The sequence below is a fragment of the Paenibacillus sp. JT31N11 genome (assembly GCF_056269285.1).
On record NZ_JBWDNQ010000001.1, the window covers coordinates 1,327,154 to 1,352,980 of the forward strand.

Genomic DNA, 25,827 nt, shown 5'->3' on the forward strand with positions numbered 1-25,827 from the left:
ATGGATTCAGCCCACGATTAATAACCAGAGATATAGGCTGATCAGCGTAATCAACAAGACGGGAAGCGTCAGAACAATGCCAACTTTGAAGTAATATCCCCAGCTTATTTTAACTCCCTTGGCAGACAATACATGGAGCCATAGAAGAGTTGCGAGGGATCCGATCGGAGTGATTTTGGGACCCAAATCGGAACCGATGACATTGGCATAGATGAACGCTTCCCTTACGACACCGGTGGTATCCGTTCCCTGGATAGCCAGAGCATCAATCATGACAGTGGGCAGGTTGTTCATAATGGAAGAGAGAATAGCGGCTATAAAACCGGCGACAACCGTGGCAATGAACAATCCTTGATCTCCGGCCCAATCGAACACCGCTCCCAGCTCATCGGTAAGCCCGACATTCCGCAGCCCGTAAACGACAACGTACATGCCGATCGAGAATGCTACGACAGCCCAAGGAGCTCCTTTTACCAGGCTCCATGTATGAATTTCCTTGCTTTGTCTGGCGAGGAAGAGAAACACAATTGCTGCAGTACCTGCAATAATCGATACCGGCACATGGATGAATTCACTTGTCAAATAGGCAATCAGCAGCACAGCCAGGATTACCCAGGAAATCCGAAACATCTTGTAGTCTTTAATGGCTTCGCCTGGTTTCTTTAATTGATCAAGATCATAGCTCTTTGGAATGTTCCTCCCGAACATGAGGTACAGGACCAGCAGGCTCGAGGCGATAGCGAAGAGGGTAGGCACAATCATTCGACCGGCATATTCGGCAAATCCGATGCCGAAATAATCCGAGGATATAATATTCACCAGATTGCTTACCACAAGTGGCAGGGAAGCCGTATCCGAGATAAATCCGCTCGCCATAATGAAGGGCAGAATCATCCTTGAGTCAAACTTTAAGGCTCTCACCATGGCGAGGACAATCGGGGTCAGGATCAGCGCAGCTCCGTCATTGGCGAAAAAGGCGGCGACCGCGGCTCCGAGCAGGATGACATAAACGAACATTAGTTTGCCGTTTCCTCTGGCAATACGGGCCATGTGCAGAGCAGCCCATTCAAAGAAGCCTATTTCATCGAGGATGAGCGAGATCAATATGATGGCGACAAACGTTAGCGTAGCATTCCAGACGATCTGGGTGACTTCCCATACATCGTAAAAGCTGACGACTCCAAAAAGCAGGGCAATAATGGCGCCTCCGCATGCGGACCAGCCGATATTGAGGCCTTTTGGCTGCCAAATCACAAAAATCAGGGTAATCAAGAATATGAGCGAAGCAATCGTCAGCATAAATCCTCCAGGTTCAGTCGCAGCTTTGCGTATTTAACGCATTTATTCTGTCTTTCATAGAAGGGAGATGGGCCAGAAGATCATTCAGATAAGGCTTGTCAGCCAAATTCAATGAATAATAAACCCACTGCCGGCGTTTGGTTTCGTTAATGAGACCTCCTGTTTTTAATTTCTTCAGATGCTGGCTTACATTTGGCTGCGTGGTCTCGAGGATCTCCACAATATCGCAGACGCACAGTTCCTGTTCCCTGAGAAGGGTCAGGATGGTCAACCTGCTTTTATCCGAGAGCAGCTTGAGGGATTCCAGCATCTCTCCAACATTGGTCATCTCGTTCAACTCCTTTCAAGTACCTCAGTACCTCACACATGAGCCCATCATAATTATACACACTCTAGTATATAAGTAAATGATTATATTAGTCCGGAATAATATGAGTCACAGAATGATGGTTGTTGGCATTAAATCAAATTATTTTGATTTAGTATTGAATTGGAAAATGTTTCGTGGTAGGATGAATACATCAAAATAATTTGATTAATGGAGCGTGGCGAATATGACCGAACTATTTTCTGCCGGGTATCTGATGTTCCAGAATCACATATATGCGGGATGCTGCCAACCCGTTTACTGCTAAGGAGAATCGACATGATTAAAGAACTTCCCATAATCTTTTCAGAAGCAAAGACCCCTGATTTCACGCCGTATGAGAACAAATTCAAGGCTTTGGCCGACCAGAAAAGACTGCAAATCATGTATGAGCTTACCCAAAGAGGAAATACATGCGTCTGTGATCTGGTTGAGATCTTAAACATGCCGCAATCAAAGCTGTCCTATCATCTGAAGATCCTGCTGGATGCCGGATTAATTCTCCGCGAGACCAAAGGGACCTGGAGCTACTATGAGCTGAATCAGGAGGAGGTTAATAACTTGCTGTCTCCAGCGTTGTGCTGCATGTTCCGTAATGCTGATGCAACTAAAAGCGGGTGTTGTTAATTGAAACCAAAAGGAGCGAAAAAACATGAATCAGGTTCAAAACGATGAAATCCGCCAGCATGTCCGCAGCCGCTACAAACAAATTGCCTTGTACAACGAAAACGAATCAGACGCAGGCTGCTGCGCACCTGCAATCAGCTGCTGTGACACACCTGGTGATTTCAACGATGTCTCGTCGAAACTGGGTTATTCGAATGATGAGCTTACCAGCGTTCCCGAAGGGGCAAACCTGGGGCTTGGCTGCGGGAATCCGCAAGCGATCGCATCCTTGCAAGCAGGAGAAGTCGTGGTTGATTTGGGCAGCGGGGGCGGATTCGACAGCTTCCTTGCCGCAAAGCAGGTAGGTGATAGCGGAAAGGTCATCGGAGTTGATATGACGCCAGAGATGATCAGCCGGGCCCGTGGCAATGCCCTGAGAGGCGGGTATACGAATACAGCATTCCGGCTGGGCGAGATTGAGCATTTGCCCATTTCCGATGATAGCGTGAATGTAATCATCTCGAATTGCGTCATTAATCTCTCTCCCGATAAGCAGCAGGTGTTCAATGAGGCCATTCGTGTATTGAAACCAGGCGGACGGCTGGCCATTTCGGATATCGTGACGACTGCTGCACTGCCGGAAGAGATCAAACAGGATATGGACTCGTTGGCAGGGTGCATCTCTGGAGCCTCTTCTATTGATGAAATACAGACCATCCTTGAGAACAGCGGATTTGTTGATATCGTTATTGAGCCAAAAGACGAATCAAAGGCGTTCATTCGAAATTGGATTCCTGGCGCTCAGATAGATCAGTATATTGTGTCAGCCGTGATTAAGGCGGCTAAAGCATTATAGTAGAAGGCTAGTTAACGCATTTGTATATTTCATATTCAGCAGAAATCCGGGCTTAGTGACCGGGTTTCTTTTTTTACTCAAAATTGTGCAGCAGTCATTTCTTCTTCGGCTTTTGATGAAGTATTGAAAATACCGCTGCCGATACTTGAATTTATGGATTGCCCGGGAGAGAAAGCGGATGATATAGTGAAGACGCTTCCCAATATTTATTTTCATTTATGTTGAAGGGAGATTCCAATGAACCAAGAAAGTAATGGCAAGACGTTTTTGAACTTTGCACACAGAGGGGCTTCCGGTTATTGTCCGGAGAATACGATGGCCGCCTTTGAGAAAGGGCTGGAGCTTGGAGCAAACGGCATCGAGACGGATGTTCAAATGACTGCTGACGGCAGGCTGGTGCTGATTCATGACGAAACGCTGGACCGGACGACGAATGGAGCAGGCAGGGTCATGGACCTCAGCTGGGACGAAATCAGAACAAAGGACGCCGGCTCATGGTTCGGATCTGAGTTTCACGGTTCGTCTGTACCTGTCATTGAAGAGCTGTTCGAGCTTGCGAAGGACAGGGATGTCATCTTGAATGTGGAGCTGAAGAACAGCCTGTATCCCTATCCCGGGATGGAGGAAGCCTTGGTGCGCAGCATCAGGGAATTTGGACTGGAGAGCCAGGTTATTGTTTCCAGTTTCAATCATTATTCGCTGGCCCACTTCAAGAAGCTGGCTCCGGATGTGAGAAGCGCTATTTTATATTCGGCAATTCTCCATGAACCCTGGACTTATGCGGCTTCGATCGGCGCTGATGCGCTTCATCCGCCATATCGTGCGGTAACCGCAGAATGGGTAAAAGAAGCAGGCAAGCGTGGAACTGTCTATCATCCATACACTGTCAACGATATAGCGACGATGCAGACGCTGATCGATATGGGCGTTGCCGGCATCATTACGGATTATCCGGACCGGCTGGCCGCTCTGATCGGCGGCGGGGCGGGAACCGGTGTGCGCTAAGCAGATACATGCAGATTCACGTTCTTTATTTTATCCAATTTCTTTCTTAAGTTTATGGAGTTCTTTGCCCTCGCATCGTCTGTATAATGGACGGTACGAGGGCTATTTTGTTTGACAGGGCAGGAGGAAGGAACAATGAGAATCGATATTTCCGAGTTCGGACTGCAAGCGGGACAAGAAGCGGATGCGGCGCTGGCCGTGTTCCGGGCGCTTGCGGCGAGCAGGACAGCGGACAATCCGGAGCTCGTATTTCCGAAGGGGAGCTATCACTTTTTCCCCGAGAGAGCGGCTGAGGGAAGCTATTATATAACCAATCACGATCAGGGAGGAACCCGCAGGACAGCGTTTCCCATTCTTAACCGGAACGGTCTCATTATAGATGGACAAGGCTCCGAATTTATCTTTCATGGTCCTGTAATCCCATTTATCCTTGATAATAGCGCAAATATTACGCTGCGCAATTTCACGATCGATTGGGCAAGGCCGATGTTCGAGCAGGGCATCGTAACGGCGGCTTCGGAGACGTCATTTGATATTCAATTAGCGGCCAATGCCGGTTATGAGATGAGATCAGACGGCCTTTACTTCGAATTCGGCGGGGGTCGTCTTCCTGTTTGGGGGTTTCACGATATCGATCCGATCAACCGCACCCATGCTCATCAGAGCGGAGACCGGATCAGCTGGGACTCGTTCAGAAAGCTGAAGCTGAGCGAGGCGGGGCCGGGTCTGATCCGCGTGGCCGGCGACATCAAACATATTCCCCGTGCCGGCAATATGATTGCGATGCGCTTCGGGAGACGTGAAAATCCGGGCATCTTCATTAAAGGCAGCGATAAGGTAGAAATCGAGAACGTAACGCTGTATCATGCACCCGGTATGGGGCTGGTAGCTCAGCGATCATCCGATATTACGCTGCGCCGCTTCGACGTCAAGCTGAACCCGGATTCCGGCCGGATGGTGACCGCGACAGCGGATGCAACGCATTTCACGAACTGCCGCGGTACGATCCTGATCGAAGATTGTCTGTTCGAGAATCAACTGGACGATCCGTGCAATGTTCATGGCATCTATGTCCGGGTAGCGGAGCGGATATCAGAGGATACGCTGCTGGTCCGGTTCATGCACGATATGACGGTTGGAATCGATTTTGCAGGAGCGGGCGATGTTGTCCGTTTCGTGAATAACCACTCCCTGCTGCCCTATGCGGAGGCAAGCGTCCGCAGTGCAGAGCTTGTTAATAAGGAATATATGCTGATTACCTTCGATCAGCCTCTGCCTGCTGCCGTCGGAGAATATCATGTGATCGAGAATGTTACATGGAACCCCGATCTGACGGTGCGCCGGTGCACCGTCAGAGCGAACCGGGCGAGGGGGTTTCTTATCACGACTCCAGGCCGTGTGCTGCTGGAGCACAATACGATCAGTGCACCCGGAGCCGGGATCAAAATTTCGGGAGATGCCAATTCCTGGTATGAATCAGGTGCGGTTCAGGATGTAACGATCCGGCATAACACATTTCTGGATTGCAATTATTGTTACCCCGACTGGGGCCGCGCGGTGATCGATATTGATCCGGAGATTGAGAATCCCGAATCGTATGGGGAGTGCTACCACCGGAATATCCGAATTCAAGAAAATGTGTTTGACACCTTCGAATCTCCCCTTGTTTATGGCCATTCCATCGACGGATTCACTTTTACAGGCAATGTCGTCCGGCGAAGCGGTAATTATCCGATGCATGGGGGCAGACCGTATACGATTGAGCTCCGGGCGGCCAGGAATACGGTCATTGCCGGAAACCGCTTCGAAGGCGGCGAACCGCGAGCTGCCTTGTTGGAGAACGCGGAGGTCAATCTGCCGGTCGAATCATGAACAAACTCTGTCCGTTCATGCGGATTGAGGAAACAGGATGAGGAGTGGCGGCATGAGCGAATCGTTCACGATTGCATCGATGTTTACGGATCATATGGTCCTGCAGCAGCAGACGCCAATTCCGGTATGGGGACGCGGTCCGGAAGGCGGGAGAGTGACGGTTTCCCTGCCAGGACAGAAGGAAACGGCCGTAGTGAGCGGCGGAGACTGGATTGTTCGGCTTGCGTCCATGCAGGCCGGCGGACCCTATGAGATGACGATAAGCTTCGATAATCCGGCGGCCGGATGTAAGGATACGGATACGTTTGCGGATACGGATCAAAACGCCTATTCAAATATACGATTATCCGACATCTGGATCGGCGAGCTCTGGCTGGCAGGAGGGCAATCCAATATGGTGCAGCCGCTGCTGGTCGTGGAGGGGGGTATTGAGGCAGCAGCGAAGGCAAACTATCCGTGCATACGCTTCTTCACCACGCCGCGGCGGCCTTATCATGGAGCAGTCGTTCCGGGATGGGACTTCATCGGGACGCTCTCGGAAGATGCGGACTGGCAGGTGTGTACGCCGGAAACCGCTCTGCATGTTACAGGGATTGGTTACTATTTTGCTGAATTTCTGCAGCAGGCCCGTGATGTTCCGGTCGGAATCATCAGCTGCAGCTGGGGCGCAACGCCTGCCCAGGCCTGGATGAGCGAATCCTGGCTTAAACGCAGTCCGCGATTGAAACCCTTGTCGGATGCGTTCACAGAACATACGGCTGCCCTCGATAATAATGAATACGATCGGGAATATGACCGATACGTTGAGGATATGTACCGTCTCATTGAGGAACGCGGAGATATCGTGGGGAAGGTCAGAGAGCTCGGTCTGGAAGGATATCGAAGATGGGTCTCTGCGCATCCGTTAGTTTGGCCAGATCAGATCTACGGCCCCAAATCGCCCGAGCGTCCTTCCGGACTGTACGAAACGATGCTGCAGACGGTTGTGCCTTACGCAGTCCGCGGCGTTCTCTGGTACCAGGGAGAAGCCAATGCCAACCGGGCTGAAGCCGTTTTGTACCGCGAGCTGCTTACAAGCTTGATCGCTAACTGGCGAGAGGCTTGGGCTAGCCCGGAGCTGCCTTTTCTGATCGTGCAGTTGAGCTCCTTCGCGTGGCTTGGCAATCCGGACGGGGAAATCTGGCCCGTCATCCGCGAAGCGCAGGAGGCCGTGGCCAATGATGTGCCGCAAACCGCATTGATCGTAACCATCGATTGCGGCGAGCGGGACGATATCCACCCTATCGACAAGCGGACAGTAGCGGAGCGGCTTGCTATGGCGGCTCTCGCGAAGGCCTATGGCGAAGACGCCAGCTATAGCGGTCCCCGATACCTGGACATGGCTGTGGAAGGGCAGAAGGCTATAATTGCCTTCGATCCGGACAGTGTGCAGCCTTGCGCTTCATCCGGCGCGTTATCCGGTTTTACAATCTGCGGGGATGATCGCCGTTTTGTGCCGGCAGATGCCCGATTTTCGGGCAACCGGGTGGAAGTCAGCAGCCCGGAAGTGGACGCACCAGTCGCAGTCAGATACGCCTGGAGCAATATGCCGGCAGCCAGCGTCAAGGGAAATAATGGAATACCGGCTGCGCCTTTCCGTACCGACGATTTTGACATACAATTAGCTTAACGTTCAAAGCCCCCTTCCGCCGTCGGACAGGCGGCTTTTGCTTTTCATATCCCGATAATGACGGGCTACCGGAGGCTGCCGATGATGGTTTTTTTTCAGAATGTCCGTTTGAATTTGCGCGCCAAGCTCATCATTCTCTATTTCCTGACGATCTTCATTCCGCTGCTGGTGACCGGTCAAGTGATTCTGTCGATGTCAGGCAAGAAAATCATCGAGCAAACGACGAATATTACGCAGGGCAGCTCCGTTCAGACCGCGAGAAACATTCAGACGCTGCTAAGCAGTTATGTGGACATCGTGAATCGGCTCAGCGTCGACCAGACGCTGAACAATTATTTGAATCCGGAGCGGGTTTATGAGAGCGAGCTGGATCATGGAGCACTACGGCTACAAGACCGTGACGGAAGCCTTCACCAAAGTGCCGACGTATGTGTATGACACATCCGTGCTGGGCTCAATAACGACACCCGCCGGATCGGCGCTTCAGGCAAAGGAGCAGCAGCTTGACGCCTACTTGATTGCGAACATCGCGAAAGTTATTTTCCAGAAGAACGATGCGGATTATGCCAAGGCGAAAGACAAGTTCCTGAAGGATTACGAGGCCAAAGGAGCCAAGGAAGTGTTCGATTATTATGTTGAAACGTATGACAAAGCGATGGCGCAAAGCAAAGTGCAATAAATAGCCAAAGCTGCAGGGCTGTCGGATTTCCGGCAGCTCTTTTTTTTATTTGGCCGTAAATGGAAACGAGTAAAAGAACTCAAATCGAAGACAAGAAATTCATATTGCCGGAATTTCAAGATGATGGAAATATGCAAAATATCAAGTTTGTCCAGTTTATTGTCGGAATGATCCATTGAGATCGCTTACATATTACGGCATAATTAGAGCAGGCAAGAGACCAGACCGGAAAGGGATGATTAATGTGCGTAAAATAAAAGCAGGTGTGATCGGTGCAGGTGTCATCAGCAATATTTATCTCAAAAACCTGACCGGCATGTTCAGCAATATCGTGGAAGTCAAAGCCGTCGCCGATCTGGTGCAGGAGCTCGCGCGCAAGCGCGCGGACGAGTACAACATTCCTCATGTTTACACGGTTGACGAGCTGTTGGCGGATTCCGAAATCGAAATCGTTCTCAATTTGACAGCTCCTGTCGCGCACGCGCCGCTTAATCTCAGAGCGCTGGAAGCCGGAAAGCATGTCTATACGGAAAAGCCTTTTGCACTGAACCGGGAGGATGCCGATCAGGTGCTGGCCCTGGCGCAGCAGAAAGGGCTGCTCGTCGGCTGCGCGCCGGATACCTTCCTTGGAGCAGGCATCCAGACCTGCATCAAGCTGATCGACGACGGTTGGATCGGCACGCCATATTCGGCCAATGGCACCATTATCATGGGCAATTCCTCAGGAGGGATGCATCCGAATTTCCAGAATTTCCTGAAGTTCGGCGGCGATCCCATCATGGATATGGGCCCTTATTATTTGACCGCACTCATTGCACTTCTGGGTCCAGTCCGTCGCGTCACAGGCTCCGCGCAGCAGCTGAACGGGGAAATAACCATCCTCAACCCGCAATCCCATGCGTTCGGCCAGACTTTCCCGCTTGAGGCGCCAACGAATGTACACGCCGTTCTCGACTTCGCAAGCGGCGCTGTGGCAAGCCTCCAGGCAGCCAAAGAAAGCTTCGGCTATTCGCCGCGGCTTGAAGTATTCGGGACCGAAGGCAATCTGATTGTGCCCGATCCAAACTTCTTCGGCGGCGCTGTTTACATCAAGTTTCCCAGCGGCGAGACGAAGGAAATCCCGCATTCGCATGCTTATGCGGAGGAAGGCCGCGGCATGGGCGTCGCCGATATGGCTTATGCCATCCAGTCCGGCCGCGCCAACCGCGCCAGCGGACAGCTGGCGCGTCATGTTCTGGACATTTCGCTCGGTATTTTCGAGGCTTCCTCATCAGAGAAGCATGTTCATCTTCAATCGACGGTGGACCGTCCGAAGCCGCTGCCGCTCGGCTTGAAGTACAACACACTCGACGCCTGAGGCCGATTACGGAGAAATACTGCATATGGCCGATTCCACAGAGCAGGGCAAGCAATCCGTAACCATTCCGCAACAACCATTAGCATTCCATACCGCTGCAAATAAGAGAGGACAGGTGAATCCCGTTTATGAAGAAATTTCCGGTTGCCATTCAACCTTACACCATTCGCGAGGCGCTGTCGCAGGACTATGCCGGCGCGCTGGAGAAAGTCGCCGAAATCGGCTTCAAGGGCATTGAGCTCGGCCGTCCGCCGGAAGGCATGACCATTGCTCAGCAGAAGGCGCTGCTGGACCGCCTGGGTCTGAAGGTCGTCGGTACCCACGCCGGGTTCGACACGCTGGAATTCGACACCGACCGGATCGCCGACTACCTGGAAGAAGTGGATGGCGGCAAATTCGTCGCGATTTCGATGAAGTTCAATTCCAGGGAAGACCTGCTGGAGAAAGCGAAGAAAATGAACCGGATTGGCGAATTGTTCAAAAAAAGAGGCATCACCTTCCTGTATCACAATCATAACTGGGAATTTGAGAAATTCGACGGCGAATACGCGCTGGACATTCTCCTGCGCGAGACCGATCCGGAGCTTGTGCAGACGGAACTGGATACATTCTGGATCAAGAAGGGCGGAGAGGATCCCGTCACCTATCTCAGCAAGCTCAAGGGCCGTGCGCCAATGCTGCATATTAAGGATGTAGAAGCGGGAGAGGAGCAATTTTTCGCGGAGATCGGCGAGGGCATTCTCGATTTTCCGGCGATTGCCCGGGTTGCCGAAGAGATCGGTGTTCAGTGGATGGTCGTAGAGCAGGACCTTAGCCGACGCGATCCGTTCGACAGCCTTCGCATCAGCTATGCCAATCTGAAGAAGCTTGGCTTCATGGAGCAATAAGAGAAAGGCGGGATCCTTCATGAACCTTCCGGACGTCACTGACAGCCAGCTGCCATATGTTTGTCTGCCTTCGATCCATGTCGCCGGCGATGTTGTCAAGAAAGCCGGAACGGGACTCGGGCCGCGTGAAATTCACGATTACGAGCTGCTGTACTTTCCCGACGGGTCCAAAAGCATGTATCATATCGGAGACGAAGCCTATATGCTGAAGGAGCCCTGCTTCATCGTCACCCGTCCGGGCGAGCATCATCGTTATGAATACGATCCTTACCAGCATTCGCGGCATATGTTCATTCATTTCGGCTTCGAACGAAATCCCGGTCTGATCCCGACTCTGGAGATTATGCAGCCGGGCGGTCCTTCCTGCATCCCGATCGACAGCGACCTGCTGGTCGGCATGATGAAGCAGATTCTGTATATTTCCTATTCGTTTCCCGAAAAGCTTCAACAGCGGGGAAGCTCTCTGCTGCTCGCGCTGCTTGAGGAGATCAACGGCCATATCGTCGATCAGCCGCACGCTTCGCAATCAAGCCATATTCCGCCGCAGATCGTAAAGGCGCTTGATTTCATTGAGAAGCATATGGAACAGCCGCTGTCAGTTGAGAAGATTGCCAATAAAGTGGGCTGGACGCATGAGCATTTTTCCCGTTCATTCGTCCGCTTTATGGGCCGTACGCCGCGCGAAGCGATTATCCAGCGGCGGATCGAACGAGCCTGCCAGCTGCTGCTCTATGAGGAGCAGAGCGTCAAGCATGTTGCGTACGCGGTCGGCTTCGCCGATGAGAATTATTTCTCCCGCGTATTCAAGACGGTGAAGGGCATTACGGCGACGAAGTACAGAAAGAAATATTACAACCCCATCTATCATGATCTTGTTCCCGTCAACGAGGGCGACTCGCTGTATCCGCCGAACCGGATTCTGTATAATGCGGGAGCAAATTGAAATATGTACGATTGAATTAAGGCAGTTCCAGGCTGTCTGCGCGGTATGCGATGTGTTGGAAGCTCTGACCCCGCGGGGTGTCAGAGCTTCCGATGTTTTGATCACTAATTCAGCAGAAAATAAGGAGGCTTCCATATGTCATTTCCATTCAAAACATCCTTGAATATGTCGACGTTATTCCCATTCAAACTTGATGTCATCCGGCAGATTGACGTTGCCGCCGAAGCTGGCTATGAAGGCATCGAGCTGTGGGTCCGCGATATCGACACTTACCTTGCGGCTGGCGGATCACGGAACAATTTGCGTCAGCGCATCGAACAATCCGGCCTCACCTTCGCCAATGCCATCGCGTTCTGGAAGTGGGCGGACTCTGACGCGGCGGAGCGTGAGAAGGGCTTCGAGCATGCGAAGCGGGAGCTTGAGCTGCTCGCCGAGCTCGGCTGCGTCGCCGCAGCAGCGCCGCCTTTCGGCAATGTCGCATCCATGACGCTGGGCGGTATCGCGGAACAGTTCGGCAAGCTTGCGGCAATCGCCCGCAGTATAGGGGTAGAGCCTTATCTGGAGTTCTGGGGCCGGGCGCAAAAGCTGTCGCGGCTCAGTGAAGCGGTGTACGTCGCGATGGAGAGCGGTGTGCAGGACGCCAAAATCCTCCTTGATCCCTTCCACATGTACACGGGCGGCAGTGCAGCAGGGTGGATCGGTTCCCTGAGCGGGGACAGTATCGGCATCGTTCATGTCAACGATTATCCAGTCGAGCCGTCGCGTGAACTGATTGCCGACAGCCAACGCGTATTCCCGGGGGAGGGGATTGCCCCCTCCGCAAATCTTGCGAAGCTGCTGCATGCATCCGGATACAGAGGATTCCTGTCGCTGGAGCTTTTCATCGAAGACTTCGGCAGCCTGTCTGCGCTGGAAGTCGCGAAGCAGGGACTCGCCAAAGTGAAATCCGTCTATAGCTTGTAACGGCCAGCAACCATCTGGAAGAAGGAGATATATATGGTCACCAAAACCGTTGCCAGGCTGTCTCTGTTCACGATTACGTGGCCGATCTTCGTGGAATCGGCTCTGCAGATGCTGCTGCGGATCTCGGACACCTTTATGCTCAGCAAGGTATCGGATGACGCTGTGGCATCGGTCGGAGTCGCCAATCAGATCATCATGTTCGCCGTCCTGATGTTCAATGTGATTGCCGTCGGCTCCGCCGTCGTCATCACGCAATATCTGGGAGCCAAACGATATTCAGAGATCGGCAGACTCGTCTCATCCTCGATCGCGATCAACTTCCTGTTCGGTCTTGTGGTCAGTGTGCTGGTTGTCGGCTTTAGCGGCATATTGCTTGATATTTTCGGTCTAACGCCGGATTTGTTCCGGCAGGCGCAGCATTTTCTCTACATTGCCGGCGGCGCTCTGGTCGTGCAAGGGGTGCTGACGGCCGTCATCGCAATCATTCAAGCGCATGGGTTCACGCGGCAGACGATGATGGTTACAATTGGCATGAACATACTCAATGTATGCGGCAACTATCTCGTCATCTACGGGCCGTTCGGCTTCCCCAAGCTTGGCGTGGCAGGTGTGGCGATGTCGACGACGATTGCACAGCTGGTCGGGCTTCTCGTCAATCTGATTATTCTTCGCAAGGTCGTTGGCGCCCAGATTCAGTGGTCGCATCTGCTGCATTGGAAGCGTGAGCATGTGAACAAAGTGCTGCGGGTCGGTTTGCCTTCATCTGCCGTCAATTGCTCCTATTCCGCAAGCCAGTTTGTGACGACGGCATTCATCTCGTCGCTTGGCGCGACGGCGCTCACAACCCGTGTGTATACCCAGAACATCATGTTCCTTATCATGGTGCTGGCGATATCCATCGGACGGGGCGGGCAGATCATTATCGGCCATCTGATAGGTGCGGGCGAGAGCGAAACGGCTTACCGCCAGGTATTCCGCAATTTGTGGTCAAGCATGCTGATCACACTCGCTGCCGTTGCCCTGATCAGTCCGTTCCGCAAAGAGTTAATGGGGCTGTTCACACATGAAGCATCCATTATTCAGATTGGCGCATCGCTGCTGCTGCTCGGCTTTATTCTGGAGCCGGGCCGCAACTTCAACATTATCATTGAGCGGTCGCTGCAGGCAGCAGGTGATGCGCGCTTTGCTATGGTGGCGTCCATCTCGGTATCGTGGCTGTTCAGCATGCCTGTTATATATTTGCTCGGGATACATATGGGGTACGGTTTGATCGGGATCTGGTCTGCCTTCATCGTCGACGAATGGATGCGGGGCATCATCCTCTACCTGCGATGGCGAAGCAGGGCGTGGCAGAAGAGATCACTGCTGCAGATGGACGAGAGGGAGCCTGCCGTTCGAGCGGCAGATGCTTAACCCGCGAGCATGGGCAGCCGGGATTATTTTTTTTTGGTTAAGCAAAAAGAAGCGCATGCCGCCGTCCTCTGGTGGCACGGCAAGATTTTTGTTTCAGAATTATAAGCACGTGTGGGGAATTTATACTTTCTATAGTTGAACATGGCACCAGGGATTTTTTGGCTTTTTTAAAAATTTCTTGACATATAGAAATACTTTCAATTATCATTGGCTTCAACAAACCAAACGGATAGAGGGAGTGAGAACGGTATGTGGAACCGATACGGCATTGAACAGCATCAGAACAATCAGCCGAACGGATGCGGGCAATTTGAGCAACCCTTATTCCGGCATATCGCGATCCCGACCTCCCTATATAAGCGGAAGTTTAACGAGGTGTAGCTGCCTCCGCTTTAACACGCCAGAGGGCTGCCAGGATCGTTCAACAGACGATCCCGGCGGCCCTTTTTATGTTCAGAGACGAACTCGAGAACATAATTATAATATTGAAAAATAAGGGTTGACAGTAAAAAATATCCTGTGATAAGATCGGTCACAAGAAAAGAATGAAGGAGGGAAACAAGCATGAATGCCTACGGGATCAAGATTCATCCGGATAACCAGAACCAGCAGTTTTCTGAGGAAAATATTAATCCGTTCGAGCATTGGTTCAATATATCCCAATTTTACAGATTTGCCTTTTACGCTGCATTTCGTAGAAATCTTTCGTTTCATGAGGTTGTCCCGCTTCATTTCAGCCGTGGATGATACTCTCGTGACAACAAGATATCTTCAAGCGTAAAGGCTGCTCTCCAAGGTGGCCTTTCTTCATGCCCAGATGAAGAAAGGAGCGTTGAAGGTAGCTTTTTATTATACCCTTTTGAACGAACAAATGTTCTTCTATCGGTATAAAGTCATGAGAAGTTTACGCGGAGAGTGAAAGCCCGGAATTAAAGCCCGGAATTAAAGCTTCCATTTTCGGATCCATCGTCCATGGAGACCATGGTGAAATGGCAACACGACGGTTTGTGGCACCGTTAAACGCGGGTTCGATTCCCGCTGGTCTCCCCAATTTTTCATACGGATGGGAAATGATCAGATAGGCTGACGCTTCAAAACGGCGGCTGACAGATTTGCGGGTCATGTCCGCTCCTATCCTCCATCGGGGCATAGCTCAGTTTGGTAGAGCGCGTATGTTGGGAGTACGCGGCCGCAGGTTCAAGTCCTGCTGCTCCGACCATTCTTTATCCGTCACGAATCATATTGCTCCTTAGCCAAGTGGCAAGGCAACGGTCTTTGACACCGTGATCCTTGGTTCGATTCCAAGAGGGGCAGCCAACTTTCAGTTGGCAAGCGCGGGTTCGAATATTGTTCTCCCGTGCGAAGCAGAGTGCAGGTGGACAGACAGTCACCCTGCATCATAGATGGTTAAATTCCATCCCTCTGCACCAATTACATAAACCCGCTTACCCTTGTATCTGTAAAAAAACGCATAGGTTCGGAGGCTTCGTCATACCATATGGGTGTAGCAAAGGCGGTAACGCGGCGTCTTCATTAAACCACGGAAAGGAAGATAGACCCGTTGAGGTATAGGTGATGATATGAAAAGTAACCCGAAAATACCCTGGATTCACAGCATGGAATTTATGAACACCACGGAGCGGTGCATGGACTTGAATACGGTCTTCTCGCGAATTGAGTCCTTCATGAAGAAGGAGCCTCATGCCAATTACAATCTGATCATCGGTTCGGACGGCCAAGTGCATCGGGGATTTACAAAACTGATCACGGGGATCATTATCCGCCGTGAAAGCAGGGGAGCATGGGCATGCTACCGGCAGGTCATTATACCGCGGGAGATCCGATCCGTGCGCAACAAACTTTCCACGGAGACCAGCCTGAGCGAGGAAATTGCATGCTATTTTGATAATCGCAAAAGGAGTCAACTGGAGGATATCATCCTGCCCTATGTCTATCAGGGAGCCTCTTTCGAGGTGTCGATCCATATCGATGCCGGCAGTGACAAATTCATCAGCAAAACTGCGTTCTTTGTTGCCGAAATGGTGGATCGTGTGGAATCACTGGGCTGGTTGCCCGTCATCAAGCCTGACTCTTTCGGAGCATCTTCTTATGCAGACCGATACTCGAAAAGCAGCAAGATACCCGCAAGTTCGATCTGATGGCATCAGTCGGATGACAAAAAAGGTTGCGTTAAAGCCCTTGCTTTTCAAGGGCTTTTTGACTGGCCATTTGCACGGCTATCCAGGAAGAAGCACAAACCGGCCTTCACTCACTATACTGAATGTTACTAAGTTTCAAACAATTCAGTCATTTCCACCTGCTTCCATGTGATTTATAATGGGACAGGCAGGGCAAATCTTGGATGCTTAGTCTGAGCTGCAAAAAACGCATAGAAGATTGAAAGCATTTTCAAGAGACTGTTAACGCGGATTCAAGAGAGGAGAATACGGATCATGGAATATGTCAGATTAGGAAAGTCCGGACTTAAAGTTTCGAGAATCAGCCTTGGCTGCTGGAATTTCGGAAGCCCGAACCCGCCCTGGGGGAAAGCGGGCAAGGTCACTCCCGAGGATTCGATACAAATTATACATGCCGCCATCGACATGGGGATCAATCTGATCGATAACGCCAACCGGTACACAGGCGGAGAAGCTGAGGAAATTCTCGGCAAAGCGATCAAAGGCAAACGGGATGAGGTTATTGTAGCTACGAAGGTTCACGGAGAGGTCGGTCCAGGTCCTAACGATAAAGGCCAGTCCCGGGCCCATATCATGAAGGAAGTCGAAAACAGCCTGCGCCGGCTGGGCACCGATTATATCGATTTGTATCAGGCTCATAACGTAGATTGGGATACGCCGCTCGAGGAGTCGCTGCGCGCCTATGATGATTTGGTCCGTCAAGGGAAAGTGCGGTATATCGGCTGCTCGAATTTTCCCGCTTGGGTGCTGGCCAAGTCGCTTTGGGTCAGCGATGTGAACAAGCTGTCAAGCTTTGTTTCGGTGCAGCCCAATTACAGCCTGACCAACCGTGCGGTGGAGAAGGAGCTGCAGCCGCTGTGCGTTGACCAGGGGATCGGGATGATTTTATACAGCCCGATGGGCGGAGGCATTCTGTCGGGGAAATATGAGGGCAGCGTTCCGGAAGGAAGCAGAGGCGCTGACGAGCCTGCGGTTGCCGAGAAGGCACAGAGATTTCAGAATGGGGTCAACCAGTTGAAGGACATAGCGGAGCAGCTGGACAAAACACCGGCGCAGGTCAGTTTGAACTGGATCATCAATCGACCTGCCGTGTCCTCGGCCATTATGGGCGTGAGCCGATTGGAACAGCTGCAGGAGAATGTCGGTGCGGTTGACTGGAAGCTTTCCGAGGAACATATGAAGCTTCTAAGCGACGCTTTCCCTGCTTAACTACGGCGGAAGAAGACTCGAATTGGGCGCTTTATGCAGGCATTTTCATTATATTTCGGGAGGAATGACAAAATGGCAGGAACGTATAAGGTAGATTTTCGTCAATTAGGCCGTACCGGAGCCAGAGTTTCGAATCTCTGTCTGGGTGCGATGAATTTTGGTTCGCGAACGGAAGAAAAGGAATCTGTCGAGATCATTCACCGCTTTTTGGATGAGGGCTTGAATTTCATCGATACGGCTAACGTCTACTCCAAGGGAGTATCCGAAAGCTTCGTCGGCAAAGCGATCAAGGGCCGCCGCGATGAGGTTTTTCTGGCAACCAAAGTGCATGGCAGGATGGGCGAGAAGCCCAATGACCAAGGGAACAGCCGCGTCCATATTTTGAAGCAGGTGGAAGAAAGCCTGAGCAGATTGCAAACCGATTATATCGATTTGTACTGGATTCATCGTCCCGACTTGAACACGCCTATTGATGAAACGTTGAAAACGCTTGATGATCTGGTGCGTCAGGGAAAAGTCCGCTACATCGGTCTTTCCACGTTCCCGGCCTGGCAGACGATGGAATCCATTATGATCAGCAAGCAAATGAATCTGGAGCAGTTTGTGGCCGAACAGCCGCCATACAACCTGTTTGACCGCAGTGTGGAGGAGGAAGTGGTCCCGGTTTGCCAAAAATACGGACTTGGCATTATGCCATGGGGGCCATTGGCTGAAGGCTGGCTGACAGGCAGATACCGCAAGGATCAGCCTTTCCCGCAGGATACGCGGGTTTCCCGCAAAAATGTAGATTTGAATTCGGGCTACATCGTGGATCGTCTGAACGCGATCGAGGCGTTGATGCCAATTGCGCAAGAGAAGGGAATTACTTTAAGCCAACTGGCTCTGGCCTGGCTGATTCAACAGCCTGGCGTTACTGCGCCGATTATCGGGCCAAGAACCATGGAGCAATTGAACGATAATCTTGGTGCGCTTAATGTCGAATTGAATCAAGACGATCTCGACCGTATCGATGCGGCGATTCCGCCAAAATCCCGTGTAGGCGGGAAACGTCACTGGGAATAAGAAGTCGAGTAACGTAAATCCTGGTGCGGCCTTTTCAAAATTGCTTTCTAAGAAAGGGCCGTTTCGGGAAATTGAGCAGAGTTTCATGGGTACAAGCGGTTTAGATAAAGTACGGCAGCCGGGCTCGATCGCGAGCGCCGGCTTTTTTTTTTGCCCACTTTCATTTGCAGATAAATAACTAATAAAAGAAATAAAAACATAATATTACATATTATTATAGATATAAATCTGTTATTCAGAAGTAGTTCCTACATTCAATTACGCTTTCTTCAACGCATGGCATAGTCTCCTAATAATCTGAATTTCAAATGATAATTACCAAATAGAGATAGTCAATTTAAAGCGTGCGTGATACATTGAACTATAGCATCAAACACCGTTCATTATAATGAACGGCTGTCCGGGAAGGGAGTGATGACATTTAAGATGAGTTTGAGACCGTGATAACATCATACAACTCAGGTCAATGCGATTGTCGATGGCAATCGTTTTTTCAACGCCAATGAGCAGGAGCTGATTCATTGAACATCTATGGCTATTTCGTAAACCTCTATCAATCCATCTTAAATCACCACAGCCAACTCACTTTGAAAAAAAGAATTGTCTTCATTTTTGCCGCCAGTACCTTTATTCCGTTTTTCTGTACGGCAGTTATTTCCTACAATGCAATCAATTCGATTCTGACAAGCAGACTCGAATCCGGTATCGAGAGCAATCTTGATCAAATTGTGCTGTCGCTTGAAAATTCCATTGACAATATCAATCATATCTCCCAGCAGCTTGCTTATCCAGGGAGTATCGCGGTCAAACTGGAAACCTATCTGGATACCGACAACCCCAATATACGCCGCAATTTGGTCGATCAAATTAAACAGGAAATCAATCATGCTACGTTCACCAATCCCAGTATCGGTTTAACCATGTATTATCGGGAAAATGGCCAGGTGCTTTTCGAAAATTTCCCCCTGAAAGACAGGTTTGACATCGGGAATCTCCCTGCTCTGGCGAAGTATTATAAAATTACGTATTTTGGACCGCATATCAGCAATCAACGGTTCACGAATGAATACGTGCTGTCGGCTACGCGGGAGGTAGATATCCCCGGCAAAGAAAGCCTCTATATCTATATCGAATCCGGCTATAAGCTTACCCAGAACATATTGCAGGCAGACCGGAGCGCTAAGAATACCTTTAACCTGATTATGGACAACAACGGAAAAATCGGATACAGCGAGTTGGAATCGGTATTTCCGGTTAGTTCCCGTTTTCAGGGCAGTATGTCCGGGAAGCAATCCGGTATGATTGGCGATTATTATTGGTTCGGCAAAAAAAGCAACCAGGGATGGGAATTCGTGACCCTGATCCCGATTTCCGAATACAACAAGGAAAAACAACACTGGATCACGCAAATGGTTGTTTTATCTCTTATGTTCGCCATCATCAGTCTGTTGATTGCCTGGATGTTATGGAAGATGGTATATAAGCCGCTCAACCGGTTCAGTCTGGAAATCCGCAGCATGGCTCACAGCGATTTTGATTCCAGGTATGAAGAAACCAGGATTCCGGAATTCGACTTTCTGCTCATTCAATTTCAAAAAATGAAAAAACAGATCAGGGAGCTGTTCGTAGAAGTAGAGCTAAAAGAAAAGCGAAGAATGGATCTGGAAATTGAAAAGCTACGGTACCAAATTAACCCTCATTTTCTTATGAACACATTGGATACGGCCCATTGGTTGGCCGTTATGAACGGTCAGAAAGAAATTGACCGGCTTGTGCTGTCGCTTAATAAATTGCTGCATTATAATCTTGGGAAAATGGGAGTGGTCTCCACGATTTCTCAGGAAATCGAGTCGTTAAAAAATTATTTGATACTGCAGCAAATTCGCTATGATTTTGAATTCGTTGTTAGAATCCATGTGGATGACAAAATATTGAGTGAACCTGTACCAAGATTTATTCTGCAGCCCTTGGTTGAAAACGCTCTCTATCATGGAATAAAGGATAACGGCAGCATTCTGGTGGAGGTGAGATTCGATCAGGGAATCCTGATTTCGGTTTTCGACAACGGAATCGGCCTGTCACAAGAAACCATCGACAAGCTGCTGGATCGGGACAGCCCGGCAGAGGAGCAGCTCGGTATGGGAATTGGCATCAATTATGTGAAGCGCATGGTAGATTCGCATTACGAAGGCAGAGCACGATTAGACATCAACAGCATGCCAGGAGAAGGCACAACGGTTTGTTTGAGTCTTCCGGTGCAGAAAGAGGAGGCGCGAAATGATTAATGTGCTTGTAGTAGATGATGACAAATTGGTCCGCAAGGGTTTGATTTCGTCCATGCCGTGGGACGAGTTCGACATGAAGGTGGTTGGAGAAGCCAATAATGGAGAAAAAGCGCTGGAGCTTCTGGAAACCCACAGGATTCATTTATTGCTGACGGACCTGGCTATGCCCGTTATGAACGGGCTCGAGCTGATGCGGGTTGTACGGAATCGGTTTCCAGATATCCATATTGCGGTCCTTACTTTGCACCAGGATTTTGATTACATCCAGGAAGCCCTGCGGCTCGGAGCGATTGATTTTATTGTGAAGGTGCAGCTTGAAGAAGAACGTTTCGAGGAAGTGCTGGGTCGGATTCACAACCGCATTCTCCAGGAGCAAATGAAGAAAACGGTTGTTTCTTCAAGTGCAGCCGGCATGGATCCTTTTGCCACCGATACGGGTTTTGCGCTTTTACCAGTAGGTGAACCTGACGATGTGGAATGGTTATACCAACTCATCGGCATCTCCGATTGGGTACTGAACGGAATTGATCATTATATATGGCTGTGGCTTCCCGGGGATGAGCCGGATAGTGGAAAATCTTTTGAGATCATCATAAATCAAGCTCTTGATCGCTGCGGATGGCTGGTCATGCGTCTGGAGGGGCTGGCCGGGAAGTCCAAAAAGGAAGTGTTGAGCCTGCTTAGGAATTACCGGATGGGGGATTTGTTTTATGATTTTGATGACAGCCGTAACGATCTGCTGCACAAAAGCATTCATGAGCTGCCGAGCAAACCAAAATCATTGGAGGAAGAGGAATTCACCTCGCTAAAGGCTCGCTGGCTGTCCTTTGACTGGACCCAACAGGAAAGTCTCGAAGGTCTGAAGTCAGAGCTTATCAGGCTGCGGCTGCCCTCTTCCCGGCTCAATCACTTCCTTCATGAAATTGCCATGGATTGGAATCGGGTCTACGGCGAGCTATTGGAGTCCAACATCGAGCTTCCCGCCGTTTTTAAAAGCTGGGGCGAGGCTGCAAGCTGGCTTGCGCTTGTCCGTGAAACGGCTTGTCTCCTGCAGGGCACGGAATATTCCTGGGAAGTTGTCAATAGCATCATGACGGCAGTCAAGATTGTGAAAGATGAGCTGGATCAGCAGCTGTATGCCATTGATGTTGCCAAAAGGGTCAATATGAGCCGAAGTTATTTCAATCAATGCTTCAAGGACATTGTCGGTCAATCGTTCAACGAGTACTTGCGGCAGATGCGAATGAAAAGGGCCGAAGAATATTTGCTGCAGTCAAGAAAACCGGTTCAATGGATCGCTGAGCGGACGGGGTACGTGGATGTTAAATATTTCAGCCGCATATTCCGGGAATCTACCGGCATGACGCCCAGTGAATACCGAAAAAACAAGAGCAGGGCGATGAATGGCTGAGATTGGGTAGAAAGATGACCGGCTGCCGGAGATATTCGTCCAATGTTCACCCATTTTTATGATCATGCTTCAGATATAGAGCGCTTTCAACAGTGATAGAATAATCAATATTCCTACCAGAGACAAGAAGGGAGATTGCAACGATGGCGAAAAAAGGGTTCATCATTCTTATGGTTTTTGCGATCAGTTTGTTAAGCGCTTGCACGTCGGATACGCCAAGCAGCAGCAACACTGCGGCCACGGCCACGCCAGGCAATACGGAAGATACGGGGGAGGCGCCCGATCCGTTCGGCAAGTATGAAGAAACCGTCAAGGTTTCGATTGGCCAATGTACCGATCCGACGAACAACAGTCTGCCGGAAGGGGATACGCCGGAGGATAACGTATTCACCAGAAACGTGGAAGAAGTGCTCAATGTAGACATCGAGTATGCATGGAGTGTCGCTTGCGGAGCCAACTGGGATCAAAAATTGGGCATATCCATTGCAAGCGGAGATTTACCCGATGCGATGGTCGTCAATCAATTAGCGCTTCGCGCAATGGTGGAGGCCGGACAGCTTGAGGACATGACAGAGGTATATGAGAAATATGCTGCACCAGGCGTGAAGGATGTCATTGACGCAACGGAAGGCTTTGGCATTAATGCGGCGACGTTTGACGGTAAACTGATGGCGATCCCGGGCTCCAAAGGGGGCGCAGACGGCGTTCACCTGATGTATATGAGAAAAGACTGGCTTGACAAGCTGGGTCTTGAACCGCCGAAAACGATAGATGAGTTCGAAAAAGCCATTCAGGCGATGACGGAGAAGGATCCGGATGGCAACGGTCAGAACGATACGTTCGGTTTATCCGGTCCGCAAAGCGGTGACGGCAAATTGAATGCTACATTCCTTGAATCCGGCAATAATCTCTATGGATTTGATCCGATCTTCTCCGCCTTCGACTCCCATCCGGGTTACTGGCTGGAGGGTGCGGACGGCAAGCCCGTGTACGGCTCCACGCTTCCTGAAACCAAAGAAGCACTGGCAAAGCTGCGCGACTGGTATGCCAAAGGATGGATTGATAAGGAGATGGGCATAAGGAAAGATTCAGCCGAGCCCATTGTTTCGGGCAAAGCAGGCATGTTCTCCGCCCCTTGGTGGATGGGTTACGGTCCAATCGTGGATATGGTTAAAACCAATCCGGATGCCAATATGCTGGCCTATACCTTGCCGCTTGATAAAGACGGGGAGTACAATCCGCATATCAACGCGCCGACAACGGAATTCCTGGTTGTCCGCAAAGGGTTCGAACATCCTGAAGCGATCGCGAAAATTAATAATGTGGTTTTCCGGGACAGCGACAAATTGGAAAGCGACACGGGTCTGGATCCGGGACTTTCTCCGCTGCGCCTGGTTATGTCCAGATACGATAAATTCGAAGGAAGCGTAAAGCTCCTGCAGGAAGTGCTTGCCGGCGAGAAGCCGAAGGAGGTTTTGGCGGATCAGCCCTATGATCCGAATCTGCCGAACGAATATGATGCGATTCTGAAAGTCAAGCTGGAACCGTATGACAACCCCAGCATCGAATATTGGAATCCCGAGGCTGATTGGGGCGCTTTCGCCCGCGCCTACTGCCGATTGATCGGCGTAGCCCCGCTGATCGACAAGCCGATGAACAAAGTAGGCAGCCTGATTTATTCTCAAACCAAATCAATGGAAAGCAAATGGGCCAATCTGGAGAAGCTCGAATCCGAAACGTTCATGAATATCATTATGGGTTTCACACCTCTTGATTCCTTCGATCAATTCGTTGCGGATTGGAAAAAACAAGGCGGCGACCAAATTACCGCAGAAGTGGAAGAATTCATTAAGGAATAGCAAGCGGACTCCAGGCAGCGGCGCAGGTTTGACCTAGCGCCTCTGCCGCACAAGTCCAGGGAAAGGAGAGGGACAGATGAGCACCAAATCATTTATCAAGCACTATTATTTCATGCTGCTTCCCGGATACCTGTGGGTTATCGTCTTCAGCATCATTCCGATGTTCGGAATCGTCATTGCGTTTCAGGATTTCACTCCGGGCAAGGGCATGCTGGGGTCCGAATGGATCGGACTGGATACGTTCCGTTATATGTTTACGCTTAATGATACCAAGACCATTTTTTTTAATACCATCTTTATCGCTGTCTTGAAAATCATCGGCAATTTGGTTGTGCCGCTCATTTTTGCACTAATGCTGAATGAACTGCGTATCGCCGTTATGAAGCGATGGATCCAGACGGTCGTTTATTTACCCCACTTTTTATCCTGGGTCATCCTTGGCGGTATTTTTCTGGACATTTTTTCGTTTCAAGGACCCGTCAATCAGATCTTCGCTGTTTTCGGCGTGGATCCGGTGCTGTTTTTTGCCAGAGCGGATCTGTTTCCTTACCTGGTTGTCGGCAGTGACGTGTGGAAGGATTTCGGCTTTAACACCATTATTTATTTGGCAGCCTTGACCGGTATCAATCCGTCCCAATATGAGGCAGCCGCCATAGACGGGGCTAGCAGGGCGAGACGGCTTTGGCATGTGACCTTGCCTGGCATACGCACAACCACTGTGCTTCTGGCAGTATTGAGTCTCGGAAACGTCATGAACGCCGGATTCGACCAGATTTTCAACCTGTATAATCCTCTTGTTTATACATCCGGGGATATTATCGACACCTGGGTGTACCGAACAGGTCTGCTGAATCTTCAGTATGGCCTGGCTACGGCTGTCGGCTTGCTGAAATCGGTCGCCGGATTCCTTTTAATCTCCGTCTCTTATATTTTGGCTTACCGATTTACGAATTACCGCATTTTCTGAACAGATTGGATGGTGGAGGGATATGGTCAAAGATACGACGGTCAGTTCCAAAGTGTTTGATGTGCTGCTGATTCTGATTTTACTTGCAATTACGATCACATGTATACTGCCGATCTGGTATACATTGGCCCTCTCGTTAAGCTCCAAGACAGCGGCTGCCGCCGGTCAGGTTTGGCTATGGCCCGTTGAATTCAACTTCAATTCCTACAATGAGATTTTGAAAGATAACCAATTTTTTCATTCTTTCTGGATCTCCATACAACGCGTGGCATTGGGCGCGGTATTGAATTTTTTTGTGGTTGCGCTGCTTGCTTATCCCTTGTCGAAGAGCAGCCGGGATTTTGGTCAGCGGAATGTGCTTATGTGGGTGCTGGTTTTCACCATGCTGTTCAACGGCGGATTGATTCCCTTATATTTGACCGTCAAGCAATTGGGCTTGATCAACAGCATTTGGGCGCTTGTGCTGGTGGCGGGAGCGCAGGGGCTCGTGTTCAATGTGATATTGGTGGTGAATTTCTTTCGCAACCTGCCGAAGGAGCTGGAAGAGGCGGGGCTGGTGGATGGGGCGGGTCCGTGGACCTTACTGTTTAAAGTATTTATTCCCTTATCCGTTCCGGTTCTTGCAACGGTGACGCTCTTCAGCATTGTCATGCACTGGAATGAGTTTCTATACGGCCTGGTATTCATGACGCGGGAGCAGTTCTATCCGCTGCAAACCTATATTCAACAGATGGTCGTCATGCTGGATCCGTCCACGATGACGGAGGATCAATACAGAAGGCTTAGTCAAATCTCCAATCGCACCCTGAATGCTTCAAAAATCTTTATCGCCATGATTCCCGTCCTGATCGTCTATCCGTTTTTGCAGCGCTACTTCATTCACGGGATTACACTTGGCTCCGTCAAAGAATAGAAGTGGA

Annotated in this window: 23 protein-coding genes and 3 tRNA genes; 24 read left to right on the forward strand and 2 right to left on the reverse strand. The window is 50.3% G+C overall.

The features are described 5' to 3' along the window. Positions 1–6 precede the first annotated feature (6 nt). Complete coding sequence (locus AC0YNV_RS05820; protein ID WP_475766594.1) at positions 7–1,299, reverse strand: arsenic transporter; 1,293 nt, start codon at positions 1,297–1,299, stop codon at positions 7–9. 13 nt (positions 1,300–1,312) lie between these two features. Next, entirely contained in the window at positions 1,313–1,627 is a 315-nt protein-coding gene (locus tag AC0YNV_RS05825; RefSeq protein WP_210045335.1) for an ArsR/SmtB family transcription factor, read from the reverse strand. A gap of 318 nt (positions 1,628–1,945) precedes the next feature. Between AC0YNV_RS05825 and AC0YNV_RS05830 the strand changes: the two genes are divergently transcribed. The 24 genes from AC0YNV_RS05830 (at position 1,946) to AC0YNV_RS05945 (ending at position 25,820) form a co-directional block, all read left to right on the forward strand. Then, on the forward strand, positions 1,946–2,293 hold the full coding sequence (locus tag AC0YNV_RS05830; RefSeq protein WP_475766596.1) for an ArsR/SmtB family transcription factor: 348 nt from the start codon (positions 1,946–1,948) through the stop codon (positions 2,291–2,293). Between the two features lie 25 nt (positions 2,294–2,318). Continuing rightward, on the forward strand, positions 2,319–3,128 hold the full coding sequence (locus AC0YNV_RS05835; protein ID WP_475766598.1) for an arsenite methyltransferase: 810 nt from the start codon (positions 2,319–2,321) through the stop codon (positions 3,126–3,128). 237 nt (positions 3,129–3,365) lie between these two features. Continuing rightward, on the forward strand, positions 3,366–4,133 hold the full coding sequence (locus AC0YNV_RS05840) for a glycerophosphodiester phosphodiesterase (protein ID WP_475766600.1): 768 nt from the start codon (positions 3,366–3,368) through the stop codon (positions 4,131–4,133). A gap of 135 nt (positions 4,134–4,268) precedes the next feature. Further along, a complete protein-coding gene (locus tag AC0YNV_RS05845) occupies positions 4,269–6,005 on the forward strand; it encodes an alpha-1,3-galactosidase-related protein (protein ID WP_475766602.1) in 1,737 nt (578 codons plus the stop codon). A gap of 52 nt (positions 6,006–6,057) precedes the next feature. Next, positions 6,058–7,674: a sialate O-acetylesterase gene (locus AC0YNV_RS05850; RefSeq protein WP_475766604.1), complete on the forward strand. Its 1,617-nt coding sequence runs from the start codon at positions 6,058–6,060 to the stop codon at positions 7,672–7,674. 81 nt (positions 7,675–7,755) lie between these two features. Continuing rightward, a complete protein-coding gene (locus AC0YNV_RS05855; RefSeq protein ID WP_475766606.1) occupies positions 7,756–8,112 on the forward strand; it encodes a hypothetical protein in 357 nt (118 codons plus the stop codon). After that, the gene (locus tag AC0YNV_RS05860) at positions 8,093–8,353 is read left to right on the forward strand and encodes a hypothetical protein (RefSeq protein ID WP_475766608.1); all 261 of its coding nucleotides are present in this window, start codon (positions 8,093–8,095) and stop codon (positions 8,351–8,353) included. The genes AC0YNV_RS05855 and AC0YNV_RS05860 overlap by 20 nt, the downstream gene beginning before the upstream one ends. 244 nt (positions 8,354–8,597) lie before the next feature. Beyond that, on the forward strand, positions 8,598–9,710 hold the full coding sequence (locus AC0YNV_RS05865; protein ID WP_475766610.1) for a Gfo/Idh/MocA family protein: 1,113 nt from the start codon (positions 8,598–8,600) through the stop codon (positions 9,708–9,710). Positions 9,711–9,838: 128 nt separating this feature from the next. Continuing rightward, positions 9,839–10,597, forward strand: a complete 759-nt coding sequence (locus AC0YNV_RS05870; protein WP_475766612.1) for a sugar phosphate isomerase/epimerase family protein — start codon at positions 9,839–9,841, stop codon at positions 10,595–10,597. Positions 10,598–10,616: 19 nt separating this feature from the next. Then, on the forward strand, positions 10,617–11,540 hold the full coding sequence (locus AC0YNV_RS05875; protein ID WP_475766614.1) for an AraC family transcriptional regulator: 924 nt from the start codon (positions 10,617–10,619) through the stop codon (positions 11,538–11,540). 135 nt (positions 11,541–11,675) lie between these two features. Next, a complete protein-coding gene (locus AC0YNV_RS05880; RefSeq protein ID WP_475766616.1) occupies positions 11,676–12,503 on the forward strand; it encodes a sugar phosphate isomerase/epimerase family protein in 828 nt (275 codons plus the stop codon). Positions 12,504–12,536: 33 nt separating this feature from the next. After that, complete coding sequence (locus AC0YNV_RS05885) at positions 12,537–13,916, forward strand: MATE family efflux transporter (RefSeq protein ID WP_475766618.1); 1,380 nt, start codon at positions 12,537–12,539, stop codon at positions 13,914–13,916. Positions 13,917–14,480: 564 nt separating this feature from the next. Then, positions 14,481–14,663 carry a hypothetical protein gene (locus AC0YNV_RS05890; RefSeq protein WP_475766620.1) on the forward strand — a complete coding sequence of 61 codons (183 nt, stop codon included), beginning with the start codon at positions 14,481–14,483 and terminating at the stop codon, positions 14,661–14,663. A 228-nt stretch (positions 14,664–14,891) separates the two neighbouring features. Further along, a tRNA-His gene (locus tag AC0YNV_RS05895) sits at positions 14,892–14,966 on the forward strand. A 92-nt stretch (positions 14,967–15,058) separates the two neighbouring features. Next, positions 15,059–15,135, forward strand: a tRNA-Pro gene (locus AC0YNV_RS05900). A gap of 24 nt (positions 15,136–15,159) precedes the next feature. Then, a tRNA-Gln gene (locus AC0YNV_RS05905) sits at positions 15,160–15,233 on the forward strand. Positions 15,234–15,496: 263 nt separating this feature from the next. After that, positions 15,497–16,075 (forward strand): ribonuclease H-like YkuK family protein, encoded by a 579-nt coding sequence (locus tag AC0YNV_RS05910; protein ID WP_210045320.1) that lies wholly within the window; start codon positions 15,497–15,499, stop codon positions 16,073–16,075. A 294-nt stretch (positions 16,076–16,369) separates the two neighbouring features. Next, a complete protein-coding gene (locus AC0YNV_RS05915; protein ID WP_475766622.1) occupies positions 16,370–17,323 on the forward strand; it encodes an aldo/keto reductase in 954 nt (317 codons plus the stop codon). Between the two features lie 72 nt (positions 17,324–17,395). Further along, a complete protein-coding gene (locus tag AC0YNV_RS05920) occupies positions 17,396–18,385 on the forward strand; it encodes an aldo/keto reductase (protein WP_475766624.1) in 990 nt (329 codons plus the stop codon). A 521-nt stretch (positions 18,386–18,906) separates the two neighbouring features. Beyond that, a complete protein-coding gene (locus tag AC0YNV_RS05925; RefSeq protein WP_475766626.1) occupies positions 18,907–20,670 on the forward strand; it encodes a sensor histidine kinase in 1,764 nt (587 codons plus the stop codon). Further along, positions 20,663–22,081 (forward strand): response regulator transcription factor, encoded by a 1,419-nt coding sequence (locus tag AC0YNV_RS05930; protein WP_475766628.1) that lies wholly within the window; start codon positions 20,663–20,665, stop codon positions 22,079–22,081. The genes AC0YNV_RS05925 and AC0YNV_RS05930 overlap by 8 nt, the downstream gene beginning before the upstream one ends. Positions 22,082–22,224: 143 nt before the next feature. Next, positions 22,225–23,940, forward strand: a complete 1,716-nt coding sequence (locus tag AC0YNV_RS05935; protein WP_475766630.1) for an extracellular solute-binding protein — start codon at positions 22,225–22,227, stop codon at positions 23,938–23,940. A gap of 76 nt (positions 23,941–24,016) precedes the next feature. After that, entirely contained in the window at positions 24,017–24,907 is an 891-nt protein-coding gene (locus AC0YNV_RS05940; RefSeq protein ID WP_210045315.1) for an ABC transporter permease, read from the forward strand. Positions 24,908–24,929: 22 nt separating this feature from the next. Then, positions 24,930–25,820, forward strand: a complete 891-nt coding sequence (locus AC0YNV_RS05945) for a carbohydrate ABC transporter permease (protein WP_210045314.1) — start codon at positions 24,930–24,932, stop codon at positions 25,818–25,820. Positions 25,821–25,827 lie beyond the last annotated feature (7 nt).